This window comes from Micromonospora sp. NPDC049049 (genome assembly GCF_040649115.1).
Taxonomy (GTDB): Bacteria; Actinomycetota; Actinomycetes; order Mycobacteriales; family Micromonosporaceae; genus Micromonospora.
The window spans coordinates 60,097-87,044 of sequence record NZ_JBEZEX010000001.1; the positions used below are offsets into that span (position 1 = coordinate 60,097).

A 26,948-nucleotide genomic window follows, 5' to 3' on the forward strand; every position below is an offset into this window, starting at 1 on the left:
CCTTTGAGGCAAGATCGCGCTCGAACATGGATGTAGTGGCATCGGTGCGGCGGGATACCACCACATCCAGGATTGAGCGCGATCTTGGTCTGCGACAAGATCATTTGGCGGGTTCAATCAGGTAGATCCGCGCAACTTCTCCGAAGTTGCTGTCTCCGGCGCGCCCGAGGCGCCAACTTCCGGGAAGTTGTGCGGATCTTGGTGCACGGCGGGGCGGCGCTCGGCGGGGCGGAGCAGGGTGCGGGGTGCTCAGCGCACGGCGGGGCGGAGCGGCGTGCTTGGTGAGGTCAGAGCGGGGTTTGTCGCGGGCGGCGCGACGGCGTCGGAGGAGGGGGCGTTGGGGGTCAGGCGGAGGCGGGCGTGGGGGTGGGGGTTACCGGGGTGGTCGTCGCCAGACCGTCCTGCTCCGCGGTGAGCAGCCGGCGCAGGGAGAGCGCGACCAGCGAGGCGACCAGGCAGCCGCCGACCACCGTCGCCACCCAGACCATGCCGTTGGCGGCGCCGATGAGTGGTCCGGCGGTCACTGGGCCGATCACACCGCTGATTCCGAAGATCATCGAACTCATGGCGTTGTACCGGCCGCGCAGCTCGTCGGTGGCCAGCGCGTTGGTCAGTGCGGGCATCACCGGGGACAGCATCGTCTCGCCGAAGCCGAAGATCGCCGAGCAGAGCACCACGCACAGGGCGGCCAGCACGGCGTTCTCGGCACTGACCAGGCCGGCCACGCCGAGGGCCAACCAGGCGGCGGCGAACACCGCACCCACCACGGCCAACGCCCGGGTGCGGCTGCGCCCCTCGATCCGGCGGATGACCACCAGCTGCGCGAGCACGATCATCACCGTGTTGGCCGCGAGTGCCCAGGCCACGACCCGGGGGTTCACCTCCGCCACGCGCACCGCGTACGCGGCGAAGCCCACCTCCACCTGCGCGTAGCCGCAGGTGGTGAGGATCAGCCCGAAGATCACCAGCCGTCGGAACGGGCGGTCGCGGAGCACCGTCAGGTAGCCGCCGGGCGACGGTTCGTCGACGCCTCGACGTTTGCCGAGTCGGTGGCCCACACCGGGCAGGGTGAGCAGGATCAGCGCCGGCATCAGGTACGTCACCGCGTCCAGCAGGTAGAGCGCCTGGAAGGTGCCGGGCCGGGCGGTGTCGACGATCGCGCCGGAGGTCATGCCCCCGATGCCGATGCCGAGGTTGAGCAGGGCGAAGTTCAACCCGAAGACGCGTTGCCGTTCATCGTCGTCGGTCAGCGACGCGAGGATGGTGTTCTGCCCGGACCAGATCGCCGAGCTGCCGATGGCGACCACCGTCATCACCAGCAGGGCCGAGCCGGTCGAGTGGACCAGCGCCAACGAGCCGGTGCCGATTGCCTCGATCACCAGGCAGGGCACCACCACCCGGCGGGCGCCGATCCGGTCGATCAGCGTCCCGCCCAGCGGCGACAGGGCCAGGGTGACCACGCCGTACCAGCCGATGACGAGCCCGGCGCGGGTGTCGGTGAGCCCGCGTACGTCGGTCAGGTAGATGAACAGGAACGGCAGGGTCAGACCCCGCCCGATCGCCGACAGCAGTGTGCCGAGGAGGATCCGGCGAGCTTCCGAACGGCGGGGCAGGGCACGACGCAGCATGCCGGCATTCTGTTCGGTGGGTCTGACGCCGCGCGAACCGTTTTGGCCACGACTCGTGGTCACCGGGACCACTCGGTGACCAATCCCACGTTGATCCACTCGCTGTGATCGCGGTCGGTCGGTGTCCGTCGGGTCTGCGATGCTGGCGCGATGACCGGCACCTGGCGACATCTGCCCGCTACCGCCCGCGCCATCGCGTTGACCGCGTCGACGGCCGTCGCCGCCGTCCAGGCACGCGACGGTCAGGCGTACGACGAAGCGGTCGGCGGTCTCGCCGCGGACGAGCGTTCCGGCCTGGTGCTCGGTGCCGTGGTCCGTTTGCTGCTGGAGGAGAGCCATCCGGACGGGTTGACCGGCGACGACATCCGCCAGGTGTTGACCCGCTGCGTGCAGGAGTCGACGCGGTGGCGAACGGACGTCGACCCGCACGTGGTGCTCGTCCTGCTGGCCGGCGCGTTGGGCGTGTACGACCCCGACAGCGACGAGTCACCGCCGGACGCGGCGGCGCTGGCCCGACACGCTCCGCTGCTGGTGGCCGACTTGTTGACGGCGACCAGCGTGCCGTTGGACGACTACCTGGCCGCCGCGTTCGCAGAGATCGAGCGCACCGAACGGCAGGACTAGGCGCACCGCACGGCAGGACTGAGCGCACCGATGGAGGCTGTTGGCGAGGTGTCCGGTAGGCGTCACCGTGCCGGCGGTCGACTCGGACGCGTCACTCCTGGTTCCAGGTGTCGGTCTCGGCTGTCCGCCGGGTGCCCTGCTTGGACACCTGACCGCTGGCAATCGTCCCGCCGGACGCGTCGAGCGCCTCCACGACAAGGCCCGCGGTGGGGCGGGGCACCTGCATGGCCGTCCCGGAGCCGCTGACGGCGCTCCTCGCCACCTCCTGCCCGTCGCGCAGGACGCGCACCGTGGTGGCGGCTGCCGGCGTCACCACGAGCAGGAACTGCTGACCCTCGCCACCGCCGTCGTCATCGTCGATGGACACGGCCAGCACGCTGTCGGGATCGGTCGGGTCGGCCGTAGCGGTGAACGAGGTGCCAGTGCTGAGCACGCCGTCGGCCCGTGGCTGATCGGGGGCGATCGACACCTCACCGACCCAGCCGCCGCCCACATTGGGCGCAGCCAGGACCGTCACCTGGCCGTCCTGCACCGACGGCTCTCCGGCGGCCGGCGACGTGTCGGCCGGACCGGTAGGGAGGCCAGCAACGTGCCCGCCCCACACCACGCTCGGAAGGGCGGTCAGGCGGTAACCCTCTGACTGGGCCCACTGGTACGTCAACTCCCGGGCGCGTTGCTGCTCCACACTGCCGCGTACGCGGGACATCGCCGTTGAGAGCTGAGCGTCGGTGATCGGCTTGGGGGCCAACGAACCTGGTCCGGGCGCAATCTGGCGGGTCACCGCGCCGCAGTCGACCCGCCACCACTCGGGCCGGTGGGTCTTCGCCGTACGGACCAGGTAGGACCCGGTCGGCTCCAGGGCCCACCGGAAGGTGTCGCCGTCGGGCAACGGTGAGCTGAGGAAGACACATCCGGCCGGGGCGATCGCCACGTGTGCCGCCTCCGGACCGTCCACGGCCAGGCTCTCGTAGGGTTCCAGGGCGTCGCTGACCGACCGGATGGCGGCGGTGCCGGCCAGTTCCCGGGCGCTGGCACCTTTGTCGGCGACCAGCCACACAGCGGCGCTCGGCCAGCCGGTGACCGGATCGGGTTGGTTCCGGACGAAGGCGGCGAGCGCGATCCGGTGGTCGTCCACGTCGTCGGCGAAGAGGACCCTCACCCCGCTCACCGGCACCTTCAAGCGGGAGAATTCGCCCCGGCGTTGGGCGGCCATCAACTGTTCAGAGAGCTGACGGACGTAGCTGTCGTCCCCGGCGACGGCACCGCGCGGCGGCGACTGGAGGAGTCGGTCCGACCACGCAAGGACGGGTGCGATGGACTCGGACGGGTGCGCCGGTGGTGGCTGCGTGGTCCGGCCCGGGCTGGCGATGGCGAAGGCCGTGCTCCCCACGGAGACCACGAGGGCCAGACCCAGCCCGCCGAGGCGTCGCTGCCGGCTCCGTCGGAATCGCGCTCTCGCTCGGCCGTACGGGTCCGGCTGCGGGGTCAGCGTCCTGCTCAACTCGGCGAGGGCCCGGCTCAGCTCATCGTCGACAGTCATGGTGCCACCCCCGTCATCTTCGTCGTCCCGGTCGGTGCTGGATCCGCTGCCAGCGTCAGACGCAGGCGAGCCAAGCCTCGTGATGCGCGACTCTTGACCGACCCGACAGAGCAGCCGAGAGCGGCCGCGACCTCCGCCTCCGGCAGGTCGACCACGTACCGAAGCACGATCACCGCACGGGTACGAGGTGTCAGCTCCCGCATCGCCTGGTAGAGAGCGCGCCGTTCGGCAACCGTCTCGGTCATGTCCCGGGTGGGCCGCTCGGGAAAGAAGGCCGTCACCACCTCGTGCATCCGGTGGCGGCGCCAGACGCTGATGTGCTGGTTGATCATGACTCGCCGCAGGTAGGCCATCGGATCGTCGATCCGCCGCCACCGACGCATCACCTTCACCAGCGCAGCCTGCACCAGGTCCTCGGCATCCTGGGCCGAGCCGGTGAGGTGGTACGCCATGCGCAAGAGATCCACGTAGCGCGTCTCGACGAACTCTCGAAAATGCTCGTCGTCAACTGCCATGAGCCCCCGCCTTGATTGGTTACCTCTCACGACTCCGACGAGGGTCGAAAGGTTGAAGGCGAGAGCCCGGTTACCTGTCGCTACGGGTTGGTACTCCCGGTCGTTGAAACCCAGACCAGGAACACGATCGTCGCGACGACCCCGGTGACCGCGACCACACCGGCCGCCAGGGCCGCCCCTGCCGTGCCGTCGGGCTGGATCCACGGCGCAGGCGTCTGAGGGTGGGTCATACGCGGACGCTAGCCAAGCGGCCGTAGCGCGGGAATCGGTCGAGAGGGCTTGCCGGGGCACACAAAAAGGCCAGGTGAGAGAAGATCTCACCTGGCCTTTTACCTCTGGTCGGGGTGGCCGGATTCGAACCGACGACCTCTTCGTCCCGAACGAAGCGCGCTACCAAGCTGCGCCACACCCCGAGGCGTGCCGACAAATAGTAGCCCACCCGCCCCGATGGTCAAACTCGGTACCCCCGCCGCCCTGACCCTGCCCGGAGAGGCCAAGATCCGCACAACTTCCGGGATGTTGCTGCCTCACGACGCGCCGAGCCAGCAACATCCCTGATGGTGCGCGAATCTTGAAGCCGCGAAGAGGCGAAGCGGCCGAGCCGCCGGGCGGCAGCGCGGCCGGGCGGCAGCGCGGCGCGGCGGCAGCGCGGCGCGGCGGCAGCGCGGCCGGGCGGCAGCGCGGCGCGGCGGCAGCGCGGCGCGGCGGTTAGCGGGGGATGAGGGTCAGGATGCTGGCCTCCGGGGGGCAGGCGAAGCGGATCGGGGCGGTCGGGTGGGTGCCGAGGCCGGCGGAGACGTGCAGCCAGGAGTCCGAGCCCGGCCACCGGTGCAGGCCGCGCGCCATCGAGCGGGGCAGGCCGCAGTTGGTCACGAGCGCCCCGTAGCCCGGTACGCAGACCTGACCGCCGTGGGTGTGCCCGGCCAGCAGCAGCCCGAAGCCGTCCGCCGCCATCTGGTCGAGCACCCGTGGCTCGGGTGAGTGCGTCACCGCGATGGAGAGGTCCGCCGAGGACGACACCGCGCCGGCAACGGAGGGGTAGTCGTCCCGGTCGATGTGCGGGTCGTCGACGCCGACCAGGTCGAGCTGTCGACCGCCGGCCTTCAGCATGGTCCGGGCGTTGTTGAGGTCCGCCCAGCCGGCGCCGGTGAAGACCTGACGCAACTCCTCGTACGGCAGCTCGACGCCCTCGGTGTACTCCCGGTTGGGCAGGAAGTAGGTGAAGGGGTTCTTCAGCACCGGCCCGGTGTAGTCGTTGGAGCCGAACACGAACGCGCCCGGGTAGTCCAGCAGTGGTTGCAGGGCCCGCAGCACCCCGGGCACCGCGCCAGGGTGCGCCATGTTGTCGCCGGTGACCACCACCAGGTCGGGGTCGAGGGCGGCCAGCGATGCCACCCAGCGCTGCTTGCGCGCCTGGTCGGGCATCATGTGCAGGTCCGACAGGTGCAGCACGCGCAGCGGCTCCGCGTCGGCCGGGAGCACCGGCACGTCGTACCGCCGCAGGGTGAACATGTTGCGCTCGACGAGCGACGCGTACGCGAGGGTGGCCGCGCCGATCGTGGCGGTTCCGGCGGCGAGCCGGAATAGTGTGCGCTTTCGCATGGCGTTCAGGGTAGTTTGACCGTCCATGAGCACGCTGAAGGACCGCCTCACTGCCGACATGCGTACCGCGCTCAAGGCGCGCGACGAGCTGACCACCTCCACGCTGCGGATGGCCCTGGCCGCCGTCGGCACCGCCGAGGTCGCCGGTAAGGCCAAGCGCGAGCTCACCGATGACGAGGTGCTCGCGGTGTTGACCAAGGAAGCCAAGAAGCGTCGGGAGGCGGCCACCGCCTTCGCCGACGCCGGGCGCGCCGAGCAGGCCGCGAAGGAGAGCGCCGAGGGCGAGGTGTTGGACCGCTACCTGCCCAAGCAGCTCTCGGACGCCGAGCTGACCGAGCTGGTGTCGGGGGCGCTCGCCGCGGGCGGCTTCACCGGCAAGTCCCAGATGGGCCCGGCGATGAAGGCGGCCCAGGCCGCGGTGGCCGGCCAGGCCGAGGGTGGTCGGGTGGCCGCCGAGGTACGCCGACAGCTCGGTCTCTGACTTCCGGCAGGGTCAGCGGGCGGCAGGACGTTTCGTAGCCGCCCGCCGGTCCGGACAGACGAAACGGGCGGGCACCCCTGAAGGGTGCCCGCCCGTTGTGTCCTACCCGTCGGTTCAGCCGCCGGGGCGACCACCGGGTCGGCCCCCGGGCTGACCGCCGGGCTGACCGCCCGGAGTGCCGCCGGTGTTGCCCGGCGTGCCGCCACCGCTGCTGACCTCGATGGTGACCACGCCACCCTTGATCGTGCGTCCGTCCGGGCTGGTGCCGGCCGCTTCGCCCGCCTTGCAGGAGGACGGCACCTTGGCGCTGGAGACGACCGGTTCGAAGCCGGCGCCCTTCAGCCGGGACTTCGCGGTGTCCACTGAAACGCACTTGACGTCGGGGATGCTGCGCTGGTCACCCTGGGAGATCTTCTGACCCGGCGCGTCGAAGTCAACCTTCGGCTTGCCCTTCATCGCGTCCCGCAGCGTCTCCCAGACCGGCGGGTTGATGCCGTCCTTCTCCGCGTGCTTCATCTGCACGTTGGTCTGCGGCCAGTCCGGGTCGGCCATGATGCCGGCGACCGCGTACTGCTTGGTCATCGCGACCAGCGCGGCGGTCTTCTCCGAGTCGGTGGTTCCGGACTTGCCGGCCACCGGGTAACCGACGTCGCCGCGCACGTTTCCGGCGGTCGCTCCCGCGCACCGGGACGACGACGACTTGTCACCGACCGGGCACCGGGCCGCGTCCACGGCGGCGCGGGCCACCTCGGTGCTGAACCGCTTCTCGCAGCGCGGGTTGGCGATGTCCAGCTTGTTGCCCTCCGGGTCGCGGATCTCCTGCACCGGGATCGGTTCGCAGTACTTGCCGTCCGCGGCCAGGGTGGCGTAGGCGTTGGCCAGGTCCAGCGGGGTGGTCTGCGAGACGCCCAGGGTGAACGCGCCCCACTGGTGCGCGCCCTTCTCCAGAGTCAGATCTTCCTCGGACCGGAAGTTGATGCCCAGCCGCTTGGCGGCCTTGACCACGTTCTCGGCGCCAACCTGCTGTTGGAGCGGCACGAAGTAGGTGTTCACCGACCGACCGAACGCGGTCCACATGTTGTGTGGGCCGGCCATGCTCTCGGTCGAGTTGGTGGGGCAGTAGAAACTGGTCCCCGGGCAGGCTGCCGGACCAGGGCGGATGATGTATTCCGACTTGAACTGCTTCGGCGCGTTCATCGAGTAGCTGAGCGGGATGCCCTTTTCCAGCGCCGCGACGATGGTGAACATCTTGAACGTCGACCCGGCCTGGTAGCCGGTGATGCCGTCACCACCGGTGAGCAGCGGGTTGACAGTCGCCGGGTAGTTGCCCCGAATCTTCTTCTTGCTCTTCGCCGGATCGCTGGAGATCTTGTTCTTCGGGTTCTTCGGGTCGTCGAGCTTGAACTGCCGGTTGACCGCGAGCGCCCGCACCCGGCCGGTGCCCGGCTCGACGACCGCGACCATCGCGGCTTCCTTGCTGTTCTCGCTCTTGGCCTTACGGACCGCCTTGTCCGCGGCGCGCTGCGCCTGGACGTCGATCGAGGTCACGACGGTGTAGCCACCGCTCTTGAGCCGGCGCTCCCGGTCGTACCTGGACGAACCGAACGTCTCCTGATCCATCCACCAGCGGTAGAAGTAGTCGCAGAAGAAGCCCCAGCTGTTGACGTTGGCGGCGACGCAGCCGTTCGGGGTGCGCTTGTCCTTCACCACCAGCTTGGTCGCCTTGGCGGCGTCCGCCTCCTGCTGGGTGATGGCCTTGATGTCGACCATGTTCTGGATGACGTAGTCGCGGCGATCCAGCGCGAGCGGGTAGCCGAGTTCGGTGGTCGGGTCGTTCGTCGTGGGCGCCTTGACCATGCCGGCCAGCAACGCCGCTTCCTCGATCTTCAGCTTGCTCGGCGGCTTACCGAAGTAGACCTGGCTGGCGGCGTAGATGCCGTACGCGCCGTTGCCGAACGAGGCGAGGTTGAGGTAGCGGGTGAGGATCTCGTCCTTGGAGAATTCCTTGTCGACCTGGAGGGCCAACCGCATCTCGCGCAGCTTGCGGGCGCTGGTGTCCTCGGTTGCCGCGACGACGTCCGCCGGGTGGGTGGCCGAGTACGCGATGGCCAGCCGGACGTACTGCATGGTCAGCGTCGAGGCGCCCTGTCGGCCGGAGCCTTCGCTCTGGTTGTTGACGAACGCACGGGCGACACCGTTGATGTCGACGCCGTTGTGCTTGTAGAAGTCATGGTCTTCGGCCGCGATGATGGCCTTCTGCATGAACGGCGAGATGTCGGCGAGCTTGACGTCCCGCCGGTTCTCGTCGTACATCGTCGCGAGCGGGGTCTTGCCGTCCGATGCCATCAGGTAGCTGATCTGTGGCGCGCGGGCCACCGTCAGCTCCGTGGGCAGGGCACCGAACGTCTCGGCGCCGGCCTTCGCGGCCAGGCCGGACATCGCTACCGCGGGGAAGGCCGCCGCAGCGACCACCACGCCGGCCAGCAGGCCACACACGAGTAGCGATGCGGCGTTGGTCAGCACATTGTGGTCACGTTTCCGCATCCAGGTCACCTCGACAGGGTACGCGAGTAGGGAACGAGGGGCGCTGGGGCGTTCTTTCCCCATTTCCTGCGCGCGCTGCCCTCGTTGTGCTAAACGCACGACCCCCGCTACTTGGTTGCGTGTGACCTGGCGTGAGTCTCCTCCGATTCAGTGAGGCGGCGCAGCGTTATCGCTGACCTCGGCGGGGTAACCGGCGGTCGAAGGCCCGGGAAGCCGGGACTGTCCGAAATGATGGATTTCGCCGACAACGTTGCGTAATCAGTCGACTACAGAGCATGATGGGGGCGGCGACAGCGCCAGATGTCGTCCGCGCCGCCTTGGGGAAGGCAGGCCGGGCGATCGGGGGGAATTGCCGGCTGACGTGCATCGACGAGGTCGGTAGGTACTGCAAGGGGGGACGTGTACACATGGGCATGATCACTGACTGGCCGTCACTGGCGGCATGTCAGAACGGGGACCCGGACGCGTTGTTCGTACAGGGCGCCGAACAGAACGTGGCGAAGCGGATCTGCCGGAGCTGCCCTGTTCGGTACGAGTGCCTGGCCGACGCGTTGGACAACCGGATCGAGTTCGGTGTGTGGGGCGGCATGACCGAACGCGAACGGCGGGCGCTGCTGCGTCGTCACCCCCAGGTGACGAGCTGGCGCAAGATGTTCGAGGCCGCGATGAAGAAGAACAGCAAGGACAAGGCCGGCAAGGACAAGATTCTCGTCAGCGCGGCCAACTGACGCCGGTCACGACCGGCTGATCGCCGCGCCGATCGTCCGTAGCCCGTCGACGTCGTGCACGTCGGCGGGCTGCGCCGTGACCGAAACCGCCGGCACAGTCGGGAAGGCCTCCGTGAAGCGCGCGGCGACCTGCTGCTCGCGTACCGCCTGACGAGCCAACGCCGCGTGCGCCCGCAACACCTCGGCGGTGGCCTCATGCCCACCCAGCTGGGTCAGCCGCTCGGCGGCGACCTGGCTCTGCTCGGCGTCCAGCGCCGGGACCGCCGGGCGGTGCACCCGGTTGAGCACCAGGCCGGCCAGCGGCATCCGCTCGTCGCGCAGCCGGCCCGCGAAGTAGGCGGCCTCCCGGACCGCGTCCGGCTCCGGCGTCGCGACCAGCAGAAAGGCCGTCTCCCCAGCCTGGAGGATGCGGTACGTCTGCTCGGCGCGCTGCCGGAAACCACCGAACATCGAATCAAGTGCCGCCACGAAGCCGGACAGGTCGGTGAGCAGCTGCGCGCCGAGCACCTTCTGCACCACCTTCGAGAACATCCCGAACGAGGCCGTGACCAGGCTGAACATGCTCCGCCCGCCGCTGCGCGCCGGAGCCAGCAGCAGTCGCAGCATCCGGCCGTCGAGGAAACGGGAGAGCCGAGCCGGCGCATCCAGGAAGTCCAGTGCCGAGCGGGACGGTGGGGTGTCCACCACGATCAGGTCCCACTCGCCCCGGGCGTGCAACTGACCCAGCTTCTCCATCGCCATGTATTCCTGCGTGCCGGCGAAGGTCGAGCTCATCGCCTGGTAGAACGGGTTCGCGAAGATCTCCGCGGCCTTCGTCGGGTCGGTGTGCTGCAACACCACGTCGTCGAAGGTGCGCTTCATGTCCAGCATCATGGCGTGCAACTCGCCGCCGCTGCTCTCGACGTCGATCCCCTTGACCTGGCGAGGGGTGTTGTCCAGCTCGGTCAGGCCCAGCGACTGGGCCAGCCGGCGGGCCGGGTCGATGGTGAGCACCACAGTGCGTCGGCCGTGGTGCTCGGCGGCCCGCAGCGCCAGCGCCGCGGCCGTGGTCGTCTTTCCCACTCCGCCGGCACCGCAGCACACGACGATCCGCACGCCTGGGTCGGCGAGGATCTGGTCGACGTCCAGCTGCGGCGCCGCGTCTTCGGAAGGCACCAATCGAGCGTATCGGGCCGGTGGGTCCGCGCGCCCGTGCTGCGCTCAGGTGTGAGTCATTCGGCGCGGATGAGGGCCTGGGCCAGCGTTGCGAGCCCCGCCCGATCCACCCCGTCGGGCAGCAACGGCAGCTCGATCATCGGCAGCCCCAACTCCACCAGGTCGGCGCGGAGCGAATCTTCCAGTTCGCGCCGGATGAGCTGGTCGCGCGCCTCATCGTGCAACCCGGCCACGGTGTCCCGATCGGCCGGCAGCCCGGCGGCGACCAGCCCGCGCTTCAACTCGGCGGCGGTGACCGCCGCTCCGACGGGCAGCGGCGGTCGGACTCCGTTGACGAGTACCTTTCCGACGCCGAAGCCGAGGGCGGTCAGGTCGGCGATCGCGTCGACCGTCTCCTGGATCGGCATCTCCTCCAGCAGCGTGACCACGTGCACCGCTGTCATCGGGGACCGCAGCAGCGCGGCGACCCCCTCGCTCTGGGTCTTGATCGGGCCCACCTTGGCCAGCCGGGCCGTCTCCGCCGTCACGTTGAGGAACCGGCCGATCCGCCCGGTCGGCGGGGCGTCCAGCACCACCGCGTCGTACGCGCGCCGCTGCCCGGTCTTGCGGGTGGTGGCCTCCTTCACCTTGCCGGTGAGCAGGACGTCCCGCAGGCCGGGCGCGATGGTGGTGGCGAAGTCGATGGCGCCGAGCTTGCGCAGTGCCCGGCCCGCCGCGCCCAGTTTGTAGAACATGTCCAGGTACTCGAGCAACGCCTCCTCGGCGTCCACGGCGAGCGCGCGCACCTCACCGCCGTCCGGCGCGTCGGCGAGGTGACGTTCCTCGTAGGGCAGCGGCTCGATGCCGAACAGTTGGGCGATGCCCTGCCGCCCCTCGACCTCGACCAGCAGGGTGCGCCGGCCGCCGGCGGCGAGCGCCATGGCCAGCGCCGCCGCCACGCTGGTCTTACCGGTGCCGCCCTTGCCGGTCACCACATGGAGACGGGCGGGCCACCCGGTACCGGCCGGGTCGATCGGACGCTCAGCTGCACACACCCGTCGAGCCTATCCAGGCTGGGCGGTCAGGCGACCTCGCAGACCCACCAACCCGTCTTCTGCACCACAGTGAAGCGCAACTCCTGGTCGGCCACCTTCTCGTCGGCGGTGGTCATGGTGAGCCGGGTGGAGACGGTGGCCCGTTCCCCGGTCTGGTTGTCCACCTTCGGGGTGGTCCACCGGAAACGCGGGTTCTGATAGGTGGAGGCGTACTTCTCCACCTCGGCCACCTTCGCGGCGATCTTGTCGTCGTCGCGGGAAGCGGCGCAGACGTGACCGGCCGCCTTGGTCGCGTCGCGATCCTTGTAGACCGCGGTGAGGAACTCGTCGACGGCGACCGCCGGCTCCTTGGCACCCTCGCCGGTCTCGGCATCGCGCAGGGTCAGGAAGGCCACCACGCCACCCCCGACGCAGAGCACCATGATCACGACCAGGGCGATCGCCGCGATCAGCAGACCGCGCTTCTTCTTCGGCGCGGGCGTGCCCTGGTAGGGCGGATAGGCCGGCGGGGCCGGAGGGATCGACGAGGAGTTCGGGGCACCCGGCTGCGTCGGTGCGGCCGCCGAGGAGGGGCCGCCAGGCCCTTCCGGCTGCCCGGCGCCGCCCAGTTGCCCGGGGAAGACCGGCTGGCTGGGGCCGCCGATCTGCCCGGGGAGGGCCGGCTGCCCGGGGAAGGCCGGTGAGGTGGGGGCGGCGGGGAGTGCCGGCTGAGCGGGCGAGGCGGGGAGAGCGACCTGCCCGGGCGGCGGCGCGGGGGTCGGCTGGCTGGGGATGGTCGGTGCGCCGGGCTGACCGGCGGGATCCGGGTGGGCCGGCGGGTGGGCGGGTGTGCCGGCCTGGTCGCCGCTGGGCGGGTGGGTCATGTCGTTCCCCCAGGGGTGCGGCGCCCGCCGCCACCCCTGGCGCCGAGCGTGATCGAGCGGGCGGCCGGGCGCTGCGCGACCGTCCGACCGGAAGGGTAGCGGTCGATGACCGGATCGGTGTCGCCCCTGCCTGTCGAGCGGGCCGGCGATCCGGTGAGCGGTACCCGCGCCGGTTTCGGTGTCGGGCCTCCGACCTGCGGTGTGTCGCATATGTGACTGTTGATGACCTCTTGTGCGCGTCCTGTTGGCGGGACCGCGGCCACAGACCTACCTTCGTCCCCGTGCGGGGGCCGGAACGGACGAATGGGTCCGGGCCGGAAGCATGGTCCGAGAGGTACGACCGGAGGCAGTGCATGCGCGACGCGGACAACATCCCTCGCACCCAGTTCCCGACGAACGAGCGGCCCCGCCGGCTCGGGTCCGTGGTCGAGGCCGGCGGGCAGGTCACCAACCAGCCGATCAACGAACGGTCGTACCGCCGGATGCCGGAGCAGGCGGAGACGGCCCGGGTGCCGAGCCAGTCCGCCGAGCGGACCCGCGAGGACGACGAGCCGGGCTTCGTCATCCACCTGCCGATCCGGGTGCCGAATCTGGCGGCGGCGACAGTGCTGGCTGGCCGGGTCGCGGTGTCCCTTGGCTTCCTGCCCGAGTTGGACGCCGGCGAGACCACCGTCTCCAACGCCGACGATCAGAACAACCGGCACCGGGTCTTCTGTGACCTGCTGCTGCCCGATCGGTCCCGCTGCCCCCAGGGGTACGAGCACGAAGGGTGCTGCGGGGAGCTGCCGGCCGCGCCGGAGCAGCGTCCCGTACCTCGTCCGGCCAGCGGACCGTAGGCTGTCCCTCGAACAATTCCGCACCGAGAGGGAGCCCTTCAGCGATGCAGAAGTGGGAATACTCCACGGTCCCGCTGCTGGTCCACGCGACCAAGCAGATCCTCGACAACTGGGGCGAGGACGGGTGGGAGCTCGTCGCCGTGGTCCCCGGCCCGAACCCGGACCAGCTGGTCGCCTACCTGAAGCGGCCCAAGGCGTGAGCAACGGTCCGCACGCGAAGCTCGCCGAGCTGGGTCTCGAACTGCCCGAGGTCGTGCCGCCGGTAGCCAGTTACGTCCCGGCCGTGCAGTCCGGGCAGCACGTGTACGTTTCCGGCCAGTTGCCGATGGCCGAGGGCAAGTTGCTGGCGACCGGCAAGGTCGGCGCCGGGATCTCCGCCGAGCAGGCGAAGGATCTGGCCCAGCGGTGCGGGCTCAACGCGCTGGCCGCTGTCGACTCGCTGGTCGGCCTGGAGAACGTGGTCAAGGTGGTCAAGGTGACCGGGTTCGTGGCCTCCGCGCCCGGCTTCACCGGTCAGCCCGCCGTGATCAACGGTGCCTCGGATCTGTTCGGCACCGTCTTCGGGGAGGCCGGCCGGCACGCGCGCAGCGCGGTGGGCGTGGCCGAGTTGCCCCTGGACGCCCCGGTGGAGATCGAGCTGATCGTCGAGGTCGCCTGACGCGTCCCCATCGCCCCCCGATCTTGCACTTTCTGCCCGGACGAAAGCCCTGAACGGGGATGAATCAGGGGCCGCAAGTGCAAGATCGTGGGGTGTGGCGAGCGGGGTCGTACGATCGCAGCCATGAGCGGGCACGTGACGGGGGCGGTGGCGGCGCTTGCCGACGAGTTGCCCCGCTGGGTTTCACTGCTGCGTGCGCCGAACCCGGGGCCGATGACCCTCGACGGCACCAACACCTGGGTGCTGCGCGCCCCGGCGGCCGAGTCCGGCATCGTTGTCGACCCGGGGCCGGCGGACGAGGGGCACCTGACCCGGATCGCCGAGCACGGCCCGGTCGGGCTGATCCTGATCACCCACGGCCACCCCGACCACACCGAGGGCGCGGCCCGGCTGAGTGAGCTGCTCGGCGGCGTGCACGTGCTCGCCGCCGACCCGGCGCACACCATCGGTGGTGAGCCGCTGACCGAGCCGGGCGAGCACTTCGGCGGCTTCGGTCTGCACATCAGGCTGTTGCAGACGCCAGGGCACACCGCCGACTCGGTCTGCTTCCTGGTCGAGCACGGCGACGAGCGGGTGGTGCTCACCGGTGACACCATCCTCGGCCGGGGCACCACCGTGGTCGCCCATCCCGACGGTCACCTCGGTGACTATCTGAGCAGCCTGGAGCTGCTGTCCGCGTACCGGGGAATCCCGGCGCTGCCGGGACACGGCCCGGCGCTGGCCGACTGCGCCGCCGCCGCCGACTTCTACCTCGCCCACCGCCGGGCCCGGCTCGACCAGGTCCGGGCGGCGGTCGCCGCCGGCGCCCACACCCCCGCCGACGTGGTGGCGACGGTCTACGCGGACGTCGACCGCTCACTCTGGTGGGCGGCCGAATGGTCGGTCCGGGCCCAGTTGGAGTATCTGGGCGTCGACACCGGGGAATCCGCGCCCGGGGTCAGTGGGTTGGAGCACATGTGACCTGCCCCGTGTGTGGAACCGTTGCCGTTCCCGGTGCGCGGTTCTGCCACAACTGTGGCGCCGCGCTGCCGGCCGCCGCCACGTTGCCGGCAGCCGAGCGCCGGGTGGTGACGGTGCTCTTCGGCGACCTCTCCGAGTTCACCTCCTGGTCGGAGGATCTCGACCCGGAGCGCGTCGGCGCCGTCACCGACCGGGTGCTCGCCGCCCTCGCCGGTGCCGTGAAGACGTTCGGCGGGCACGTCGACAAGCTGACCGGTGACGGCATCATGGCGGTCTTCGGTGCCCCGGTGGCGCACGAGGACGACGCCGAACGCGCCGTCCGGGCCGCTCTGTCCATGCAACGGGCCGTCCGCCGGGTGCTCGACGACGAGCGGGGCGGCGGCGCGCCGCTCGGGCTGCGGGTCGGGCTGAACACCGGCGACGTCATCGCGGGCATCCAGGCCGCAATCGAATACACGGTCATCGGCGACACTGTGAACACAGCGGCCCGGCTCGCCGACGCCGCCGCCGTCGGGGCCGTCTACGCCGGTGGACGCACCGCTGCGGCCACCAGGCACGTCTCCTCCTGGCGGGCGCTGCGCCCGCTGCGGCTCAAGGGCAAGCGTGAGCCGGTCGAGGCGTACGAGCTGCTGGGTCTGCTGGACGCGCCGGGCACCCGCTCGGGGCTCGGCGACGAGGCGCCGTACGTCGGCCGGGAGACGGAGATCGGCCGGGTCGCCGGCCGGCTCGCCGAGGTGATCGACCAGGGCGACCCGCGGGTGCTGTTGATGACCGCCGAGGCGGGCATCGGCAAGTCCCGGTTCGCCGCCGAGGTGGAACGCCTCGCCGCCGGTTACGACGTCGGTGCCGGCCGGTACGCGGCGCACACCGGGGCCCGGGTGCTCTCGGTGCGCTGTGCCGCGTTCGGGGAGCGGCGACGGCTCGCGCCCCTGGCCGATCTGGTGCGGGCCGCCGTCGGTCTGCCCAGCGACGCGTCCACCGCGTTGACCCGCCCGGCGGTCGAGGAGCGGCTGCGCCGGCTCGGGCAGCGGCTCGCCCGCTCCGGTGCGGAGACACCGCCGATCGCCACGGAGCAGCTGCTGGCCCTGCTCGGCTACGCCGAACTCCCGGCGCACACCGGCGGCGACAGCGGCGAGTGGGGCGGCTCGGGCACTCCGGCCGCAGACGCCGAGGTGGTGCCGAACGCGGTCGCCGATCTGCTCAGTGGGCTCGCCTCGGAGGCGCCGCTGGTGATCGTGGTGGACGACCTGCACGATGCCACCGCCGAGACGATCAAGGTCCTCGGGTTGACCCTGTCCAAGCTCACCGGCCCGGTGCTGGTGCTGCTGCTCGGCCGCCCCGAGTTGGTGCGTACCGCTGGGGCGCTGACCCGGGTCGCGGACGCCGAGGTGCACTCGCTGCCGCCGCTGCGCGGTGCCGACGCGGCCCGGCTGCTCACGACTTACCTCGGCGGCGGCAAGCTGCCGCAGGCCGACACCGACCGGTTGCTCGCCACCGCGCAGGGCAATCCGTTCTACCTGGCTGAGCTGGTCACCCTGCTTATCGAACGGGGCGCGCTGACCACGGAATCTGTCCGTGCCGCCGCTGACCGGCCAGGCTCCGGCGATCGGGACCAGAGTGGGGCGAACGGCTGGCGGTTGGTGCCGGGGTCGCTGGGCAGCCGGCTGCTCTCCCGGGACCTCGCCGCCGTGCTCGCGGCCCGAATCGACGCGTTGCCGCCGGACGCCCGGTCGGTGCTGCGCGACGCGGCGGTCACCGGTGACACGGTGCCGACCGGCGCGCTGGAGGCGATGCGGGAGCTGCGCGGTGGCCGCGACGGCAGGCCGTCGGCAGTGGTCGCCGTCGAGCTCGACCGGGCGGTCGAGGAGTTGCTGCAACGCCGCATGCTGCACCGTTCTCGTACCGGCTACTCGTTCGCGACGCCGCTCATGCGGGAGGCCGCGTACGCCGGGGTGAGCAAGGCCGAGTTGGCCGAGCGGCACGCCGCGCTGGCCCGGTGGGCGGCGCCGGCCGACGAGGCCACCGTCAGCACTGTCGGCGGGTTCACCGACGAGGCCCGGGACGACTTCGTGGCGATGCACGTCGAGCGGGCCGCCACGCTCGCCGACGCGGTGAAGCTGCGCCCGGACGCGCCGGCCCGTGCGGTGGTTCCGCTCGGCGTGGCCGCGCTCGGACGGGCCGCCCGCCGGTCGCTCTCCGCCGGTGAGCCGGCCATGGCCGTCGAGTACGCCGAGCGCGCCACCGAACTGGCCCGCGACGGGGTGCCGGCAGCCGACCGGGTGGTGCACGCGCGGGCGTTGCTCCAGGTCGGCCGGGTCGCCGACGCGTTGGCGTACGCCGAGAAGATCGCCGCGAACGCGGGGGACGAGGTCACCCGGGTCAGTGCTCTCCTGCTGGCGGGGCAGGCCCAGGAGACCCTCGGCGATCAGGGCCGGGCGGTGACCGCCTGGCAGGAGGCGTTGCAGGTGGCCACCGAAGGCCGACTGCCCACGCAGCGTGCCACGGCGATGCGCCGGCTCGGCATGGCCGACTTCGTGGCGGGGCGGCTGAGTCAGGCGAGCAGCCGGTTGGCGGCCGCGTACCAGGTCAGCCTCGGTGCGCAGGATCGACGCGGGCAGGCGTGGTCCCTGCAGAACCTGGCCTGGGTGACCACCACCCGGGGTGACTTCGCCGGGACCGACGCGGTGCTCGGCCGGGCCGCCCGACTCTTCGCCGAATTGAAGGACCCGTACGGGCGGGCCTGGCTGCGCGGCACCACGGCGTTCGCCCGGCTGCTCGCCGGCCGGCTGCGCGAGGCGTGTCGGATGGCGCAGGTGTTCCTGCCGTTCGGCGAGCGGGTCGGTGAGGCGTGGGCCGTGGGCACGCTGCGGGCGGTGGCGGCGTTCGCCACTGCCGAGCTGGGGGACCTGGCCGAGGCGGACCGGGAGGCCCGGCGGGCGTACCGGGAGTTCGCCGCCGCGTCCGACGACTGGGGGCGCGGGTTCGCCCTGGTGGTCCGGGCGGTGGTGGCGCGCGGCCTGGGCGAGCCGGAGCACGCTGCGGACCTGCTCACCGACGCCCTGGCGTACGCGGAGCGCACCTCGCACCCGCTGCTCACCGGAATGGCCGGCACGCTGCGCGGCTTCGTCGCGTTGGACATGGGCGACTGCGAGACGGCCGAGCGGGTGGCCCGCGCGGTGCTGACCGCCGTGGAGCCGCACAACCCGCAGGCCCCGGCGCAGGTGGCGCCCCGGGTGTTGCTGGCGACGGCCCGTCTCGCCGCCGGCGACTCGGCGACAGCGGTCGGGCTGCTCGCCCCGGTGGCCACTGCCGCCGCGAACGCACCCTCGCTGTTGTTCTCCCGTCGTCAGACGATGGCTCAGTACGCTGCGGCGCTGCTCGCTCACGGTCAGCGGGAGCAGGCGTTGGACTGGGCTCGTCGGGCGGTCACCGCGCCGGCCGAGGACGTGCGCAGCCAGGTGATCGCGGCGAGTGTGCTGGCCGAGGCGTTGGCTGCCTGCGGTCGTCCGGCGGAGGCGCTGTCCTGCGCGCAGGAGGCCGTTCGCCTGGCGTACGCCACCGAGCAGCGCAGCGAACGAGCGGCAGCCGACGCCCTGCAAACCCGCCTGTCCGCCCTGGTCTGACCTCCGCCCACTGCTGTTGATCAAGAGGTTTCGGTCAGATTCCGGCCCGCCGGTGACCGAAAGCTCTTGATCAACGCGACCCCGGGGGGTGCCGGTTCTGCCGGTTCTGGGGATGTGGTGGTCGGGGGGAGCGGCTAGCGTGTCACCACCGCGTACGGGTCCACAGTGGTGACCCTCGCCGTGCCTGGGGAGGCCCTTCATGAAGCTGCCGCGATCCATCGCGGGCTGGACCATCGCGGTCTTCGGCGTGTTGGCGCTGGTGATGGGCGCGGTCGGGCTGCTCTGGCCGGAGGCGCAGCTGCGCATGCTCGGGTTCGAGGTGCCGGCGACGCGGGCCGTCGGTGATCACACCGGGACGTTCCTGCTGGCGTCCTCGATGGCGGCCTTCAACATGGGCGTCTACTACCTGCTCGCCACGGTGACCGAGTGGCGGGCGTTCTACCGGTTCACGGTGGTCTTCCGGCTGGTCACGTTCACCGTGTTCACCATCGCGGTGCTGGCCGACATAGCTCCCGACCGGTTCTTCGGGGTGGCGGCGTGGGAAGGGCTGGGCGCCGTGGCCACCGCCGTCGGCCTGCGTCTGGACGCCCGGCGGGGAACCCCGGCCGGCGGGGTCGGATCGTCCGAGGGTGCCGGGACGACTGCGGTCGCCGAGGAGGGTACCGGTCCCGCCGGTGCGGCTCCGGCGGACGCGGTGCGCTGAGCCATCGGTCGGGTTGGGTATTTTCGAGCGGTGACCGACACCCCGACCGGCGGCGTGCCAGTGCCGATCGTGCCCGGCCTGACTGATTTGCGGGTCTTTGCCCGGGGCGGGTACGCGACCGTCTACCGGGCCACCCAGATCTCCGTGGGTCGCGAGGTCGCCGTCAAAGTGGAGAACCGGACGCTGGACAGCGAGCGCGATCAGGCCCGCTTCCTGCGCGAGGCGCGGGCGGCCGGTCGGATGTCGTCCCACCCGCACGTGGTGGACCTCTTCGACGTCGGGGTCACAGTCGATCAGCACCCCTACCTGATCATGGAGCTCTGCGACGGCTCGTACGCCGAACGGATGCGCACCTCACCGCTCGGCCCGGTGGAGGCCCGCGACCTCGGCATCAAGATCGCGGACGCGCTGGCCCACTCGCACGCCGCCGGGGTGCTGCATCGGGACGTGAAACCGGCGAACATCCTCCACTCGCACTTCAACTCGGCGGTGCTCGCCGACTTCGGGCTCGCCGTCCTCGCCGAGCACCGGGACGCCTCGGTCACCCTGGAGGTGCTCACCCCGGCGTACGCGCCGCCGGAGATGTTCAGCCACAGCCCGCCGTCCCCGGCCGTCGACGTGTACGCGCTCTGCGCCACCCTCTACGCGGTGATGCACGGCCGGCCGCCGCGCTGGCAGTCCGAGCGCAACCCGAGCCTGGTCACCGTGCTGGAGATGTTCAACCAGCCGCTCCCCTCGCTGCCCGGGGTGCCGGACGAGCTGATCGACGTGCTGCGTGTCGGCATGGCCAACGATCCGGGCGAGCGTCCCTCTGCCCTGGAGTTGCACGACCTGCTCAACAACCTGCCACTCGGCTCGCCGGCGGCACCCGTCAGCGGCGCTCCGGTCAGCGGTGCCGCGACGCTCTCCGGCCCGTACGCGGCCAGCCAGCCGGTGCCCCGATCGCCCATCGAGGACACTCAGCGGGCGGACCCCACCGGTCGGCGTTGGCGGCGCTGGCTCTTCGGCGGTGCCGGGGTGCTCGCGCTCGCCGCCTCCGCGACCGCCGGTGCCTGGGTCGCCGACCGGGCACCGCCAACCACCCCGTACCCGTCGGCCACCCAGATCGCCGCACCGGCGACCGGGCCGCTGCCCGGCTGCTCCACCGGCACCGGTGCGCCCACCGCCCTGCCCGAGGGGGCCCGGTGCCTGCCCGAGCTGGAGTGTTTCGGCCCGATGCGGATCCGCGGCAGCCGCGCCGAGGCGGCTCGGCTGTCCTGCGCCGGCCGACACACCTGGGAGACGTACGCCGAGGGCATCCTGCCGGTGTCGCTGGTCGGCGCCGACTACGACGAGGTGACCGCCGCCGAGCCGGTGCGGCAGGTGTGCAGCGCCACGACGTTCCGGTTGACCACCGGGATCGGTGAGGCGACCGGCTGGCACCTGGAGGTGCTACCGCCGATCGACGGCAGCATTGACCGGACCTACCGGTGTCTGGCGGGGCGCGGCGTGGACGCGCTCACCGCGCCCACGCTCACCGGCCGCTGAGCCCGTCCGACCCGCGTCGGCGGTCACGCACCGCACGCAACGCGTCCCTGGGGTCGAGGGCATCGAGGGTGTCCGCGTCGATCCCGTACGGCATCAGCTCGGGCGGCCCGAAAGCTGCCGACCGGTCCGCCGGCTCCGGATCGTCGACCTGACGGGCGGCCGAGACCGCGACCCCGGCGACCATGGTCATTAGCACGCAGAGCAGCGCGAGAACCACGCCGAGGAGGTCCTGTCGGCGCCACACGACCAGCATGACCAGCGGCGCAAGGGCTCCCAGCGCCGCGAGCACCGCCACCGTGCGCGCATCGGGTCTGGACAATCGGCTCACGTGTCCAGCATGTCGCGACCTGGCCGGCTGTCAACCGCAGAGCCGACCGCCGCGCCGATCGACGTCGATCCGAGCCGTCCATTCGACAGGGTCCACCGCGTGCACACGGATTGGACAAGAACCGCTACTCTCGGTGTTCCGCAGGCCCTTCCGGTAGCGAGGTCGCCCATGAACTCAGGCAGTTCGCAGTCCCGGCTCCGCTCGATCGCGTCGACGCTGGCGGTCGCTCTCACCCTCGTGCTCGCCGCCGCGGCCGGTTGCGACAGCCGCAAGGAGCCGGACCTGCCCTCCGTGCAGGAGAAGATGCGCGAGACGCACATCTACGGTCAGTCGAAGCTGCGGATCGGTGTCGCCACCAACGAGCCGCTGATGGGTGAGTTGCGAAACGGCCAGCACGTCGGGTTCGACGTCGAGATCGCCCGGTACATCGCGGCCTCCCTCGGCTACGAGGGGGACCAGCGGCTGGAGTTCGTCTCGGTCGCGACCGAGGACCGTATCCCGTCGCTGCAAGGTGGCACCGTCGACCTGGTGGTGTCCAGCTTCTCCATGACGGAGGACCGTAAGCAGCTGGTCAGCTTCGCCGGACCGTACTTCGTCACCACGCAGGAGGTGATGGTGCCGATCCGACTCAAGGACAGGATCCGCACCATCGAGGATCTGCGCGACCCGGCGTACAAGGTCTGCACGAGCGGCGGCTCCACCACCGAGGCCGAGTTGGAGAAGCACCAGGTCAGGACATTCGTAGTCAAGGACGTCGGCGACTGCGTCGACGGCATCCGGAAGGGGCGGTACGACGCGGTCAGCTCCGACGAGTCGATCCTCGCCGGTTTCCTGGCCAGCTTCCCGAAGGAGTTCGAGCTCGTGGACATGCCGTTCGGCACCAGCGAGTTGCTGGGCATCGGCGTGCCGATCGGTGATCCCGCACTGCGCGACCTGGTCGCGTTCTTCCTACAGAAGAGCTACGTACAGGGCCGCGACGGAGATGCCAGCCCCTGGCAGACCGCGTACAACCGGACCCTGGGCCCCTGGCTGAAGGCCGAGAAGCGCCAGCCGCAGCCGCTGGAGGTGCCGAAGCTGGTCGACTTCGACGACAAGGCGCCCGCGAAGTGAGCGCGGCGCCGACCGCCACCGGCGGCGACGGGCCGGTCCCGCCGCCCCGCACGTCAGTGCCCGGCGGCGACGCGTCGCCGATCGACGGTACGGCCGCAGCGCCGCCGGCCGTCGATCGTCCGGTCGGCGCGGAAGGTGACGTTGCCTGGCCGGCCGCGGTGCCGGTCGCCGAACCGGCCGAACCGGTCGTCGCCGCGGTTGAGCCTGGGCGGGTCCGCTGGGATCCAGCCGAGCGGCGTGCCCGCGCCAGCCAGTCGTTCTGGACGGCGGTGGTGGGCGTGCCGGCGATCTTCTCGGTGCTCCGCCTCGGCGTGGAGGCCGGCGGGGAGCTCCAGACCACGCTGCTGCTGGTGGCCAACGTCGGGCCGGTGAACCTGCTCGCCGGTTTCCTGACCACGGCGGCGCGGCTGCTCTCCACCGGGTTGGTCGCCGTCTTCGCGCTCGGCGCGGTACTGGCCGTCAGCGCGGACCGGCTTCCGCCCGGCACCCGTCGCCGCCCGCTCTTCGCCCGCTGGGCCGACATCACCCCGGCCTGGGTCGTGCTGGCCAGCTTCCTGCTCGCCCTGATCACCTGGCCGTTGCTCTATCTGCCGTTGCTGCTGCCGGCGTTCGTGGCCGCGTTCCAACTGAGCCCGGCGCGGCTGCACGAGCGGGTCGCGCCCCGGTTGCTGCTGATCGGCGCGCTGCTCGCCGGGTACGGCTGGCTGATGCTGCCCACGATGCGCGACGCGATGCGGCAGGGCGACGAGTGGCTGGTGCTGGCGCTCATCGTGGTGCCCCCGCTGCTCGCGCTCTTCGTCGCGGGGCCGCTGCCGGGCCTGGTGATCCGGCCGCTGGCGTCGGTGACCGAGGTGGCGGTGCTCGCCACCCTGGTCTGGGCTGCGGTGCCGGTGATCACCACACCGGTGCTGCCGCTGACCGTCACCACGGTGGGCGCGGAGAGTGGACCCACCGAGGACGTTCGCGGGCACGTGGTCACCACCGACGACGTCAACATGGTGATCCTTCAGGAACGGGGCGGGGTCCGGTACGTTCCGGTCGGTCTGGTCCGCGCCCAGGTGCTCTGCCCGAGCGAGGAGGAGTTGCCTCGCCACCAACTGCGCATCCACGACTTCCACGTCGAGGATTCGCTGTTGGAGGGCATGGGTCGGCGGGTTCGCCCGGTCCACCGCATCGACGCCGCCTGCCGTACCCCGGCCTGAACCCCGCCCCGCCCGCCCAGCGCGCCGTCAGTAGGACTTGTCCTGGCCGAGGACGTGTTGGGCCACGAAGTTGAGGATCATCTCGCGGCTGACCGGGGCGATCCGGCCGGCCCGGACCGCGCCGAGCAGGGTCGCCACCCCGTACTCGGTGGTCATTCCGGCCCCGCCGAGCACCTGTACGGCGGTGTCCACGGCCAGCGCGGCGGCCTCCCCGGCCGCGTACTTGGCCATGTTGCCGGACACCCCGGCCTCCAGGTCGCGGCCGGCGTCGTACAGGGTGGCCGCCTTCTGGATCATGAGGCGGGCCAGCTCCACCTGCACAGCCGCGTGGGCCAGCGGATGCGACACCCCCTGGTGCGAGCCGATGCTCCGGCCACCCCAGACCTTGCGGGTGGCGGTGTACTCACTGGCCCGCTCGATGGCGTACCGACCGGTGCCGGCACCCATCGCGGCCACCGTGATCCGCTCCGGGTTGAGCCCGGCGAAGAGCGCCGGCAGCCCGGCGTCCAACGACTCACCCAGCAGCGCGTCGGCGGGCACCCGCACGTCGTCCAGGTAGAGCAGGAACTGGTTCTCCGGAGACACGATCTCCATGTCCAACTTGGACCGTGTCAGCCCAGCCGCGTCGGTCGGCACCAGGAACAGCGCCGGCTTCAACTTGCCGGTGGAGGAATCCTCGGTGCGGGCCACCACCAGCACGTGACCGGCCTCGTCGACTCCGGAGATGTAGCACTTGCGGCCGTTGAGCAGCCAACCGTCGCCGTCGCGGCGAGCCACGGTGCCGAGCCGGTGGAAGTTGGAACCGGCCTCCGGCTCGGTGATCGCGAAGACGATCTTCTGGGAGCCGTCGGCGAGGCCCGGCAGGTGCCGCTTGCGCTGCTCCTCGGTGCCGTGCCGACTGAGCACCGTCGCCGCGATGGCGGGGGAGACGACCAGCAGTAGCAGCGGGCAACCCGCAGCCGCCAACTCCTCGCAGACGATGGCCAGCTCGGTGATGCCGCCGCCTCCACCGCCGTACTCGGTGGGGATGTTTACCCCCAGGTAGCCGAGCCGTCCGGCCTCCGCCCAGAGTTCGGTGGTGTGTTCGCCGGCCCTCGCCTTCTCGACGAAGTAGGAGTGGCCGTACCGACGGCCGAGCGCCCGCACGGCGTCGCGCAACTGGTCCTGCTCGGGGGTGAGGTCGAAGGTCATCGGGGGTCCTTTTCGTCGACAACGGCCAACACGGCGCCCGTCTTCACCTGACCGCCGGTTGGCACCGGCAACTCGGCGACCACCCCGTCGATCGGGGCGAGCACGGGATGTTCCAGCTTCATCGCTTCCAGCGTGAGCAGCGGATCGCCGGCCGAGACCCGCTGGCCGACCTCGACGTGCACCCGGGTCACCACGCCGGGCAGCGGCGCGAGCAGCGACCCGGCCGCCACCGCCGTGGTGGGCAGCGGGAGACGCGGTAGCTCGGCCAGGCTCGCCGCCCCGTCCGGGCCGTCCACGAAGACAGCCGACCCCACCCGGTGTACGCGGTACGCGCGGCGGACCCCGTCGACGTCGAGCACCGCCCGGTCGGCTGTGGCCTCGACCAGCGCCACCGTCGGTCGCTCGGCCGACTCCTGCGCCGCCGACGTGCTGGACCAGTCGGCGAGCCGGCCGACCCGGTCCAGCCGGTAGCGGATCTCGATCTCGTCGCCGTCCGGCCCGAGAAAGCGGGTGGTCTGGGGAACGGCGGGCACGTTGCGCCAGCCGGAGGGGAGCCCGGAGAGCACCGGTGCGGTCGCCCGGCGCTGGGCGGCCGTGGCCAGCGCCGCGGCGAGGGCGGTGACCGGCAGCCGGTCGGCGGGCAGCAGCGGAGTGAAGACCTCCGGGTGCCGGTCCAGGAAACCCGTGTCGATCTCCACGGCGGCGAACGCGGGGCTGCGCAGCACCCGGACCAGCAGATCCCGGTTGGTGGTCACCCCATGCAGCTCGGCCCGGGCCAACGCGCTGGCCAGCAGCCGGGTCGCCTCCGCGCGGGTACGACCCCAGGCGACCAACTTCGCAAGCATCGAGTCGTAGTGCACCCCGACCACCGAGCCGGCCAGCACACCCGAGTCGAGCCGCAGGCCCGGCCCGGCCAGCCCACCGAACTCGGTCGCCACATCGCCGACGCTGAACCGGTGCAGGGTCCCGGTGGCCGGCCGCCAACCCGCCGCCGCGTCCTCGGCGCAGAGGCGCACCTCGATCGCGTGCCCGGCGCTCGCCGGCAGGGCCGCCGGCAACGGCTCACCCTCGGCGACGAGCAGTTGCAGACCCACCAAGTCCAGACCGGTGCACAACTCGGTGACCGGGTGCTCGACCTGAAGGCGGGTGTTCATCTCCAGGAAGAAGAACTCACCGCCCGGGGCGAGCAGGAACTCCACAGTGCCCGCGCCCAGGTAGTCGACAGCACGCCCGGCGGCCACCGCCGCCTCGTGCAACGCCGTCCGCACCCGGTCCGGCACCACCGCCGGCGCCTCCTCGACGATCTTCTGGTGTCGCCGCTGGATCGAGCACTCCCGGTCGCCGAGCGCCACCACCCGACCGTGGGCGTCACCGAAGATCTGCACCTCGACGTGCCGGCCGCGCTCGACGTACCGCTCGATGAAGACAGTGCCGTCGCCGAATGCGGCAGCCGCCTCGCGGCGCGCGGAGGCCACGGCCTCGGCCAGTTCGTCGGCGGTCCGGACGATCCGCATGCCCCGGCCACCACCGCCGGCGGAGGCCTTCACCAGCACCGGAAAGTCGGTGATCCGGTCGGTATCGGTCCAGCTCGGCAGCATCGGCACGCCCGCCTCGGCGAGCAGCGCCTTCGCCGCCAGCTTGTCGCCCATCGCAGCGATCACCTTGGCCGGCGGGCCGACCCAGGTCAGACCGGCGTCGGTCACCGCCGCCGCGAACTCGGCGTTCTCGGCGAGGAACCCGTAACCGGGGTGGACGGCGTCCGCGCCGCTGCGCCGGGCCGCGTCCAGGATCAGATCGACCCGCAGGTACGTCTCGGCAGGCGTTCTCCCTGGCAGGCGTACGGCCTGGTCGGCCTCGGCCACGAACGGCGCGTCGGCGTCCGCGTCCGAGTGCACGGCAACGGTCTGCACGCCCACTGCGCGGCAGGTGGCGAAGACCCGACGGGCGATCTCGCCCCGGTTGGCCACGAGCAGTCTGTTGATCATGATGGCCTGAGCCTGCCTTTCGTTCGCGACTGCGGGACTCCGCTTCGCTGCGTTCCTCGCGCTCACGGTGCCTGCCTTTTATTCGCGACTGCGGGACTCCGCTTCGCTGCG

General features: G+C 71.4%; 24 protein-coding genes and 1 tRNA gene. 12 read left to right on the top strand and 13 right to left on the bottom strand.

Going from position 1 to position 26,948, the window contains the following annotated elements:
• Positions 1-344 precede the first annotated feature (344 nt).
• A complete protein-coding gene (locus AB0B68_RS00275) occupies positions 345-1,628 on the bottom strand; it encodes an MFS transporter (protein ID WP_357257087.1) in 1,284 nt (427 codons plus the stop codon).
• Positions 1,629-1,778: 150 nt separating this feature from the next.
• Between AB0B68_RS00275 and AB0B68_RS00280 the strand changes: the two genes are divergently transcribed.
• Complete coding sequence (locus tag AB0B68_RS00280; protein ID WP_357201252.1) at positions 1,779-2,252, top strand: hypothetical protein; 474 nt, start codon at positions 1,779-1,781, stop codon at positions 2,250-2,252.
• A 91-nt stretch (positions 2,253-2,343) separates the two neighbouring features.
• Here AB0B68_RS00280 and AB0B68_RS00285 read toward each other — a convergent pair whose 3' ends face one another.
• From AB0B68_RS00285 to AB0B68_RS00305, 5 genes are all read right to left on the bottom strand, one after another.
• Positions 2,344-3,792 (bottom strand): hypothetical protein, encoded by a 1,449-nt coding sequence (locus AB0B68_RS00285; protein ID WP_357201249.1) that lies wholly within the window; start codon positions 3,790-3,792, stop codon positions 2,344-2,346.
• On the bottom strand, positions 3,789-4,307 hold the full coding sequence (locus AB0B68_RS00290) for a SigE family RNA polymerase sigma factor (RefSeq protein ID WP_357201246.1): 519 nt from the start codon (positions 4,305-4,307) through the stop codon (positions 3,789-3,791). The genes AB0B68_RS00285 and AB0B68_RS00290 overlap by 4 nt, the downstream gene beginning before the upstream one ends.
• 80 nt (positions 4,308-4,387) lie before the next feature.
• Positions 4,388-4,537: a hypothetical protein gene (locus AB0B68_RS00295; RefSeq protein ID WP_357201243.1), complete on the bottom strand. Its 150-nt coding sequence runs from the start codon at positions 4,535-4,537 to the stop codon at positions 4,388-4,390.
• 106 nt (positions 4,538-4,643) lie between these two features.
• Positions 4,644-4,720: transfer RNA gene (locus tag AB0B68_RS00300), tRNA-Pro, on the bottom strand.
• Positions 4,721-5,015: 295 nt separating this feature from the next.
• Positions 5,016-5,909, bottom strand: coding sequence for a metallophosphoesterase (locus tag AB0B68_RS00305; protein ID WP_357201240.1), 894 nt, complete (start codon positions 5,907-5,909; stop codon positions 5,016-5,018).
• Positions 5,910-5,934: 25 nt separating this feature from the next.
• On the opposite strand from AB0B68_RS00305, the gene AB0B68_RS00310 reads away from it, so the two are divergent.
• Positions 5,935-6,390: a GatB/YqeY domain-containing protein gene (locus AB0B68_RS00310; protein WP_355006005.1), complete on the top strand. Its 456-nt coding sequence runs from the start codon at positions 5,935-5,937 to the stop codon at positions 6,388-6,390.
• Between the two features lie 114 nt (positions 6,391-6,504).
• Here AB0B68_RS00310 and AB0B68_RS00315 read toward each other — a convergent pair whose 3' ends face one another.
• Positions 6,505-8,934, bottom strand: coding sequence for a transglycosylase domain-containing protein (locus AB0B68_RS00315; RefSeq protein WP_357201237.1), 2,430 nt, complete (start codon positions 8,932-8,934; stop codon positions 6,505-6,507).
• Positions 8,935-9,341: 407 nt separating this feature from the next.
• Between AB0B68_RS00315 and AB0B68_RS00320 the strand changes: the two genes are divergently transcribed.
• Entirely contained in the window at positions 9,342-9,662 is a 321-nt protein-coding gene (locus AB0B68_RS00320) for a WhiB family transcriptional regulator (protein WP_030328078.1), read from the top strand.
• A 6-nt stretch (positions 9,663-9,668) separates the two neighbouring features.
• Here AB0B68_RS00320 and AB0B68_RS00325 read toward each other — a convergent pair whose 3' ends face one another.
• From AB0B68_RS00325 to AB0B68_RS00335, 3 genes are read right to left on the bottom strand one after another with little or no spacing between them, the layout of a single operon-like run.
• The gene (locus AB0B68_RS00325; RefSeq protein ID WP_357201234.1) at positions 9,669-10,820 is read right to left on the bottom strand and encodes an ArsA-related P-loop ATPase; all 1,152 of its coding nucleotides are present in this window, start codon (positions 10,818-10,820) and stop codon (positions 9,669-9,671) included.
• A 53-nt stretch (positions 10,821-10,873) separates the two neighbouring features.
• Positions 10,874-11,851 carry an ArsA-related P-loop ATPase gene (locus AB0B68_RS00330; RefSeq protein ID WP_357257090.1) on the bottom strand — a complete coding sequence of 326 codons (978 nt, stop codon included), beginning with the start codon at positions 11,849-11,851 and terminating at the stop codon, positions 10,874-10,876.
• A gap of 26 nt (positions 11,852-11,877) precedes the next feature.
• A complete protein-coding gene (locus AB0B68_RS00335; RefSeq protein WP_357257504.1) occupies positions 11,878-12,459 on the bottom strand; it encodes a hypothetical protein in 582 nt (193 codons plus the stop codon).
• A 608-nt stretch (positions 12,460-13,067) separates the two neighbouring features.
• Between AB0B68_RS00335 and AB0B68_RS00340 the strand changes: the two genes are divergently transcribed.
• The 7 genes from AB0B68_RS00340 (at position 13,068) to AB0B68_RS00370 (ending at position 21,021) form a co-directional block, all read left to right on the top strand.
• A complete protein-coding gene (locus tag AB0B68_RS00340; RefSeq protein WP_357257093.1) occupies positions 13,068-13,550 on the top strand; it encodes a hypothetical protein in 483 nt (160 codons plus the stop codon).
• 44 nt (positions 13,551-13,594) lie between these two features.
• Positions 13,595-13,750 carry a DUF4177 domain-containing protein gene (locus AB0B68_RS00345; protein WP_007466198.1) on the top strand — a complete coding sequence of 52 codons (156 nt, stop codon included), beginning with the start codon at positions 13,595-13,597 and terminating at the stop codon, positions 13,748-13,750.
• Positions 13,747-14,208, top strand: a complete 462-nt coding sequence (locus AB0B68_RS00350; RefSeq protein ID WP_355006000.1) for a RidA family protein — start codon at positions 13,747-13,749, stop codon at positions 14,206-14,208. The genes AB0B68_RS00345 and AB0B68_RS00350 overlap by 4 nt, the downstream gene beginning before the upstream one ends.
• Before the next feature lie 123 nt (positions 14,209-14,331).
• Entirely contained in the window at positions 14,332-15,168 is an 837-nt protein-coding gene (locus AB0B68_RS00355; protein ID WP_357257097.1) for an MBL fold metallo-hydrolase, read from the top strand.
• On the top strand, positions 15,165-18,791 hold the full coding sequence (locus tag AB0B68_RS00360; RefSeq protein WP_357201223.1) for an adenylate/guanylate cyclase domain-containing protein: 3,627 nt from the start codon (positions 15,165-15,167) through the stop codon (positions 18,789-18,791). The genes AB0B68_RS00355 and AB0B68_RS00360 overlap by 4 nt, the downstream gene beginning before the upstream one ends.
• 199 nt (positions 18,792-18,990) lie before the next feature.
• On the top strand, positions 18,991-19,494 hold the full coding sequence (locus AB0B68_RS00365) for a hypothetical protein (RefSeq protein WP_357201220.1): 504 nt from the start codon (positions 18,991-18,993) through the stop codon (positions 19,492-19,494).
• 30 nt (positions 19,495-19,524) lie between these two features.
• On the top strand, positions 19,525-21,021 hold the full coding sequence (locus tag AB0B68_RS00370) for a serine/threonine-protein kinase (RefSeq protein WP_357201217.1): 1,497 nt from the start codon (positions 19,525-19,527) through the stop codon (positions 21,019-21,021).
• Here AB0B68_RS00370 and AB0B68_RS00375 read toward each other — a convergent pair.
• Entirely contained in the window at positions 21,008-21,349 is a 342-nt protein-coding gene (locus tag AB0B68_RS00375) for a hypothetical protein (RefSeq protein WP_357201214.1), read from the bottom strand. The genes AB0B68_RS00370 and AB0B68_RS00375 overlap by 14 nt on opposite strands.
• A gap of 168 nt (positions 21,350-21,517) precedes the next feature.
• On the opposite strand from AB0B68_RS00375, the gene AB0B68_RS00380 reads away from it, so the two are divergent.
• Both AB0B68_RS00380 and AB0B68_RS00385 read left to right on the top strand, forming a co-directional pair.
• On the top strand, positions 21,518-22,459 hold the full coding sequence (locus tag AB0B68_RS00380; protein ID WP_357201211.1) for a transporter substrate-binding domain-containing protein: 942 nt from the start codon (positions 21,518-21,520) through the stop codon (positions 22,457-22,459).
• Positions 22,456-23,661, top strand: a complete 1,206-nt coding sequence (locus tag AB0B68_RS00385; RefSeq protein WP_357257100.1) for a hypothetical protein — start codon at positions 22,456-22,458, stop codon at positions 23,659-23,661. Before AB0B68_RS00380 ends, AB0B68_RS00385 begins: the two co-directional genes overlap by 4 nt.
• 27 nt (positions 23,662-23,688) lie before the next feature.
• On the opposite strand, the gene AB0B68_RS00390 is transcribed toward AB0B68_RS00385, so the two are convergent.
• The gene (locus tag AB0B68_RS00390; protein WP_357199182.1) at positions 23,689-24,852 is read right to left on the bottom strand and encodes an acyl-CoA dehydrogenase; all 1,164 of its coding nucleotides are present in this window, start codon (positions 24,850-24,852) and stop codon (positions 23,689-23,691) included.
• On the bottom strand, positions 24,849-26,837 hold the full coding sequence (locus AB0B68_RS00395; RefSeq protein WP_357257103.1) for a biotin carboxylase N-terminal domain-containing protein: 1,989 nt from the start codon (positions 26,835-26,837) through the stop codon (positions 24,849-24,851). Before AB0B68_RS00395 ends, AB0B68_RS00390 begins: the two co-directional genes overlap by 4 nt.
• Positions 26,838-26,948: the final 111 nt, after the last annotated feature.

Excerpts from the sequence above, each read along its gene's own strand:
- AB0B68_RS00365 (WP_357201220.1), top strand. The coding sequence starts at position 18,991 with ATGAAGCTGCCGCGATCCATCGCGGGCTGGACCATCGCGGTCTTCGGC.
- AB0B68_RS00355 (WP_357257097.1), top strand. The coding sequence starts at position 14,332 with ATGAGCGGGCACGTGACGGGGGCGGTGGCGGCGCTTGCCGACGAGTTG.
- AB0B68_RS00290 (WP_357201246.1), bottom strand. The coding sequence starts at position 4,307 with ATGGCAGTTGACGACGAGCATTTTCGAGAGTTCGTCGAGACGCGCTAC.
- AB0B68_RS00275 (WP_357257087.1), bottom strand. The coding sequence starts at position 1,628 with ATGCTGCGTCGTGCCCTGCCCCGCCGTTCGGAAGCTCGCCGGATCCTC.
- AB0B68_RS00390 (WP_357199182.1), bottom strand. The coding sequence starts at position 24,852 with ATGACCTTCGACCTCACCCCCGAGCAGGACCAGTTGCGCGACGCCGTG.
- AB0B68_RS00320 (WP_030328078.1), top strand. The coding sequence starts at position 9,342 with ATGGGCATGATCACTGACTGGCCGTCACTGGCGGCATGTCAGAACGGG.
- AB0B68_RS00295 (WP_357201243.1), bottom strand. The coding sequence starts at position 4,537 with ATGACCCACCCTCAGACGCCTGCGCCGTGGATCCAGCCCGACGGCACG.
- AB0B68_RS00395 (WP_357257103.1), bottom strand. The coding sequence starts at position 26,837 with ATGATCAACAGACTGCTCGTGGCCAACCGGGGCGAGATCGCCCGTCGG.
- AB0B68_RS00285 (WP_357201249.1), bottom strand. The coding sequence starts at position 3,792 with ATGACTGTCGACGATGAGCTGAGCCGGGCCCTCGCCGAGTTGAGCAGG.
- AB0B68_RS00280 (WP_357201252.1), top strand. The coding sequence starts at position 1,779 with ATGACCGGCACCTGGCGACATCTGCCCGCTACCGCCCGCGCCATCGCG.
- AB0B68_RS00315 (WP_357201237.1), bottom strand. The coding sequence starts at position 8,934 with ATGCGGAAACGTGACCACAATGTGCTGACCAACGCCGCATCGCTACTC.
- AB0B68_RS00305 (WP_357201240.1), bottom strand. The coding sequence starts at position 5,909 with ATGCGAAAGCGCACACTATTCCGGCTCGCCGCCGGAACCGCCACGATC.
- AB0B68_RS00380 (WP_357201211.1), top strand. The coding sequence starts at position 21,518 with ATGAACTCAGGCAGTTCGCAGTCCCGGCTCCGCTCGATCGCGTCGACG.
- AB0B68_RS00345 (WP_007466198.1), top strand. The coding sequence starts at position 13,595 with ATGCAGAAGTGGGAATACTCCACGGTCCCGCTGCTGGTCCACGCGACC.
- AB0B68_RS00340 (WP_357257093.1), top strand. The coding sequence starts at position 13,068 with ATGCGCGACGCGGACAACATCCCTCGCACCCAGTTCCCGACGAACGAG.
- AB0B68_RS00310 (WP_355006005.1), top strand. The coding sequence starts at position 5,935 with ATGAGCACGCTGAAGGACCGCCTCACTGCCGACATGCGTACCGCGCTC.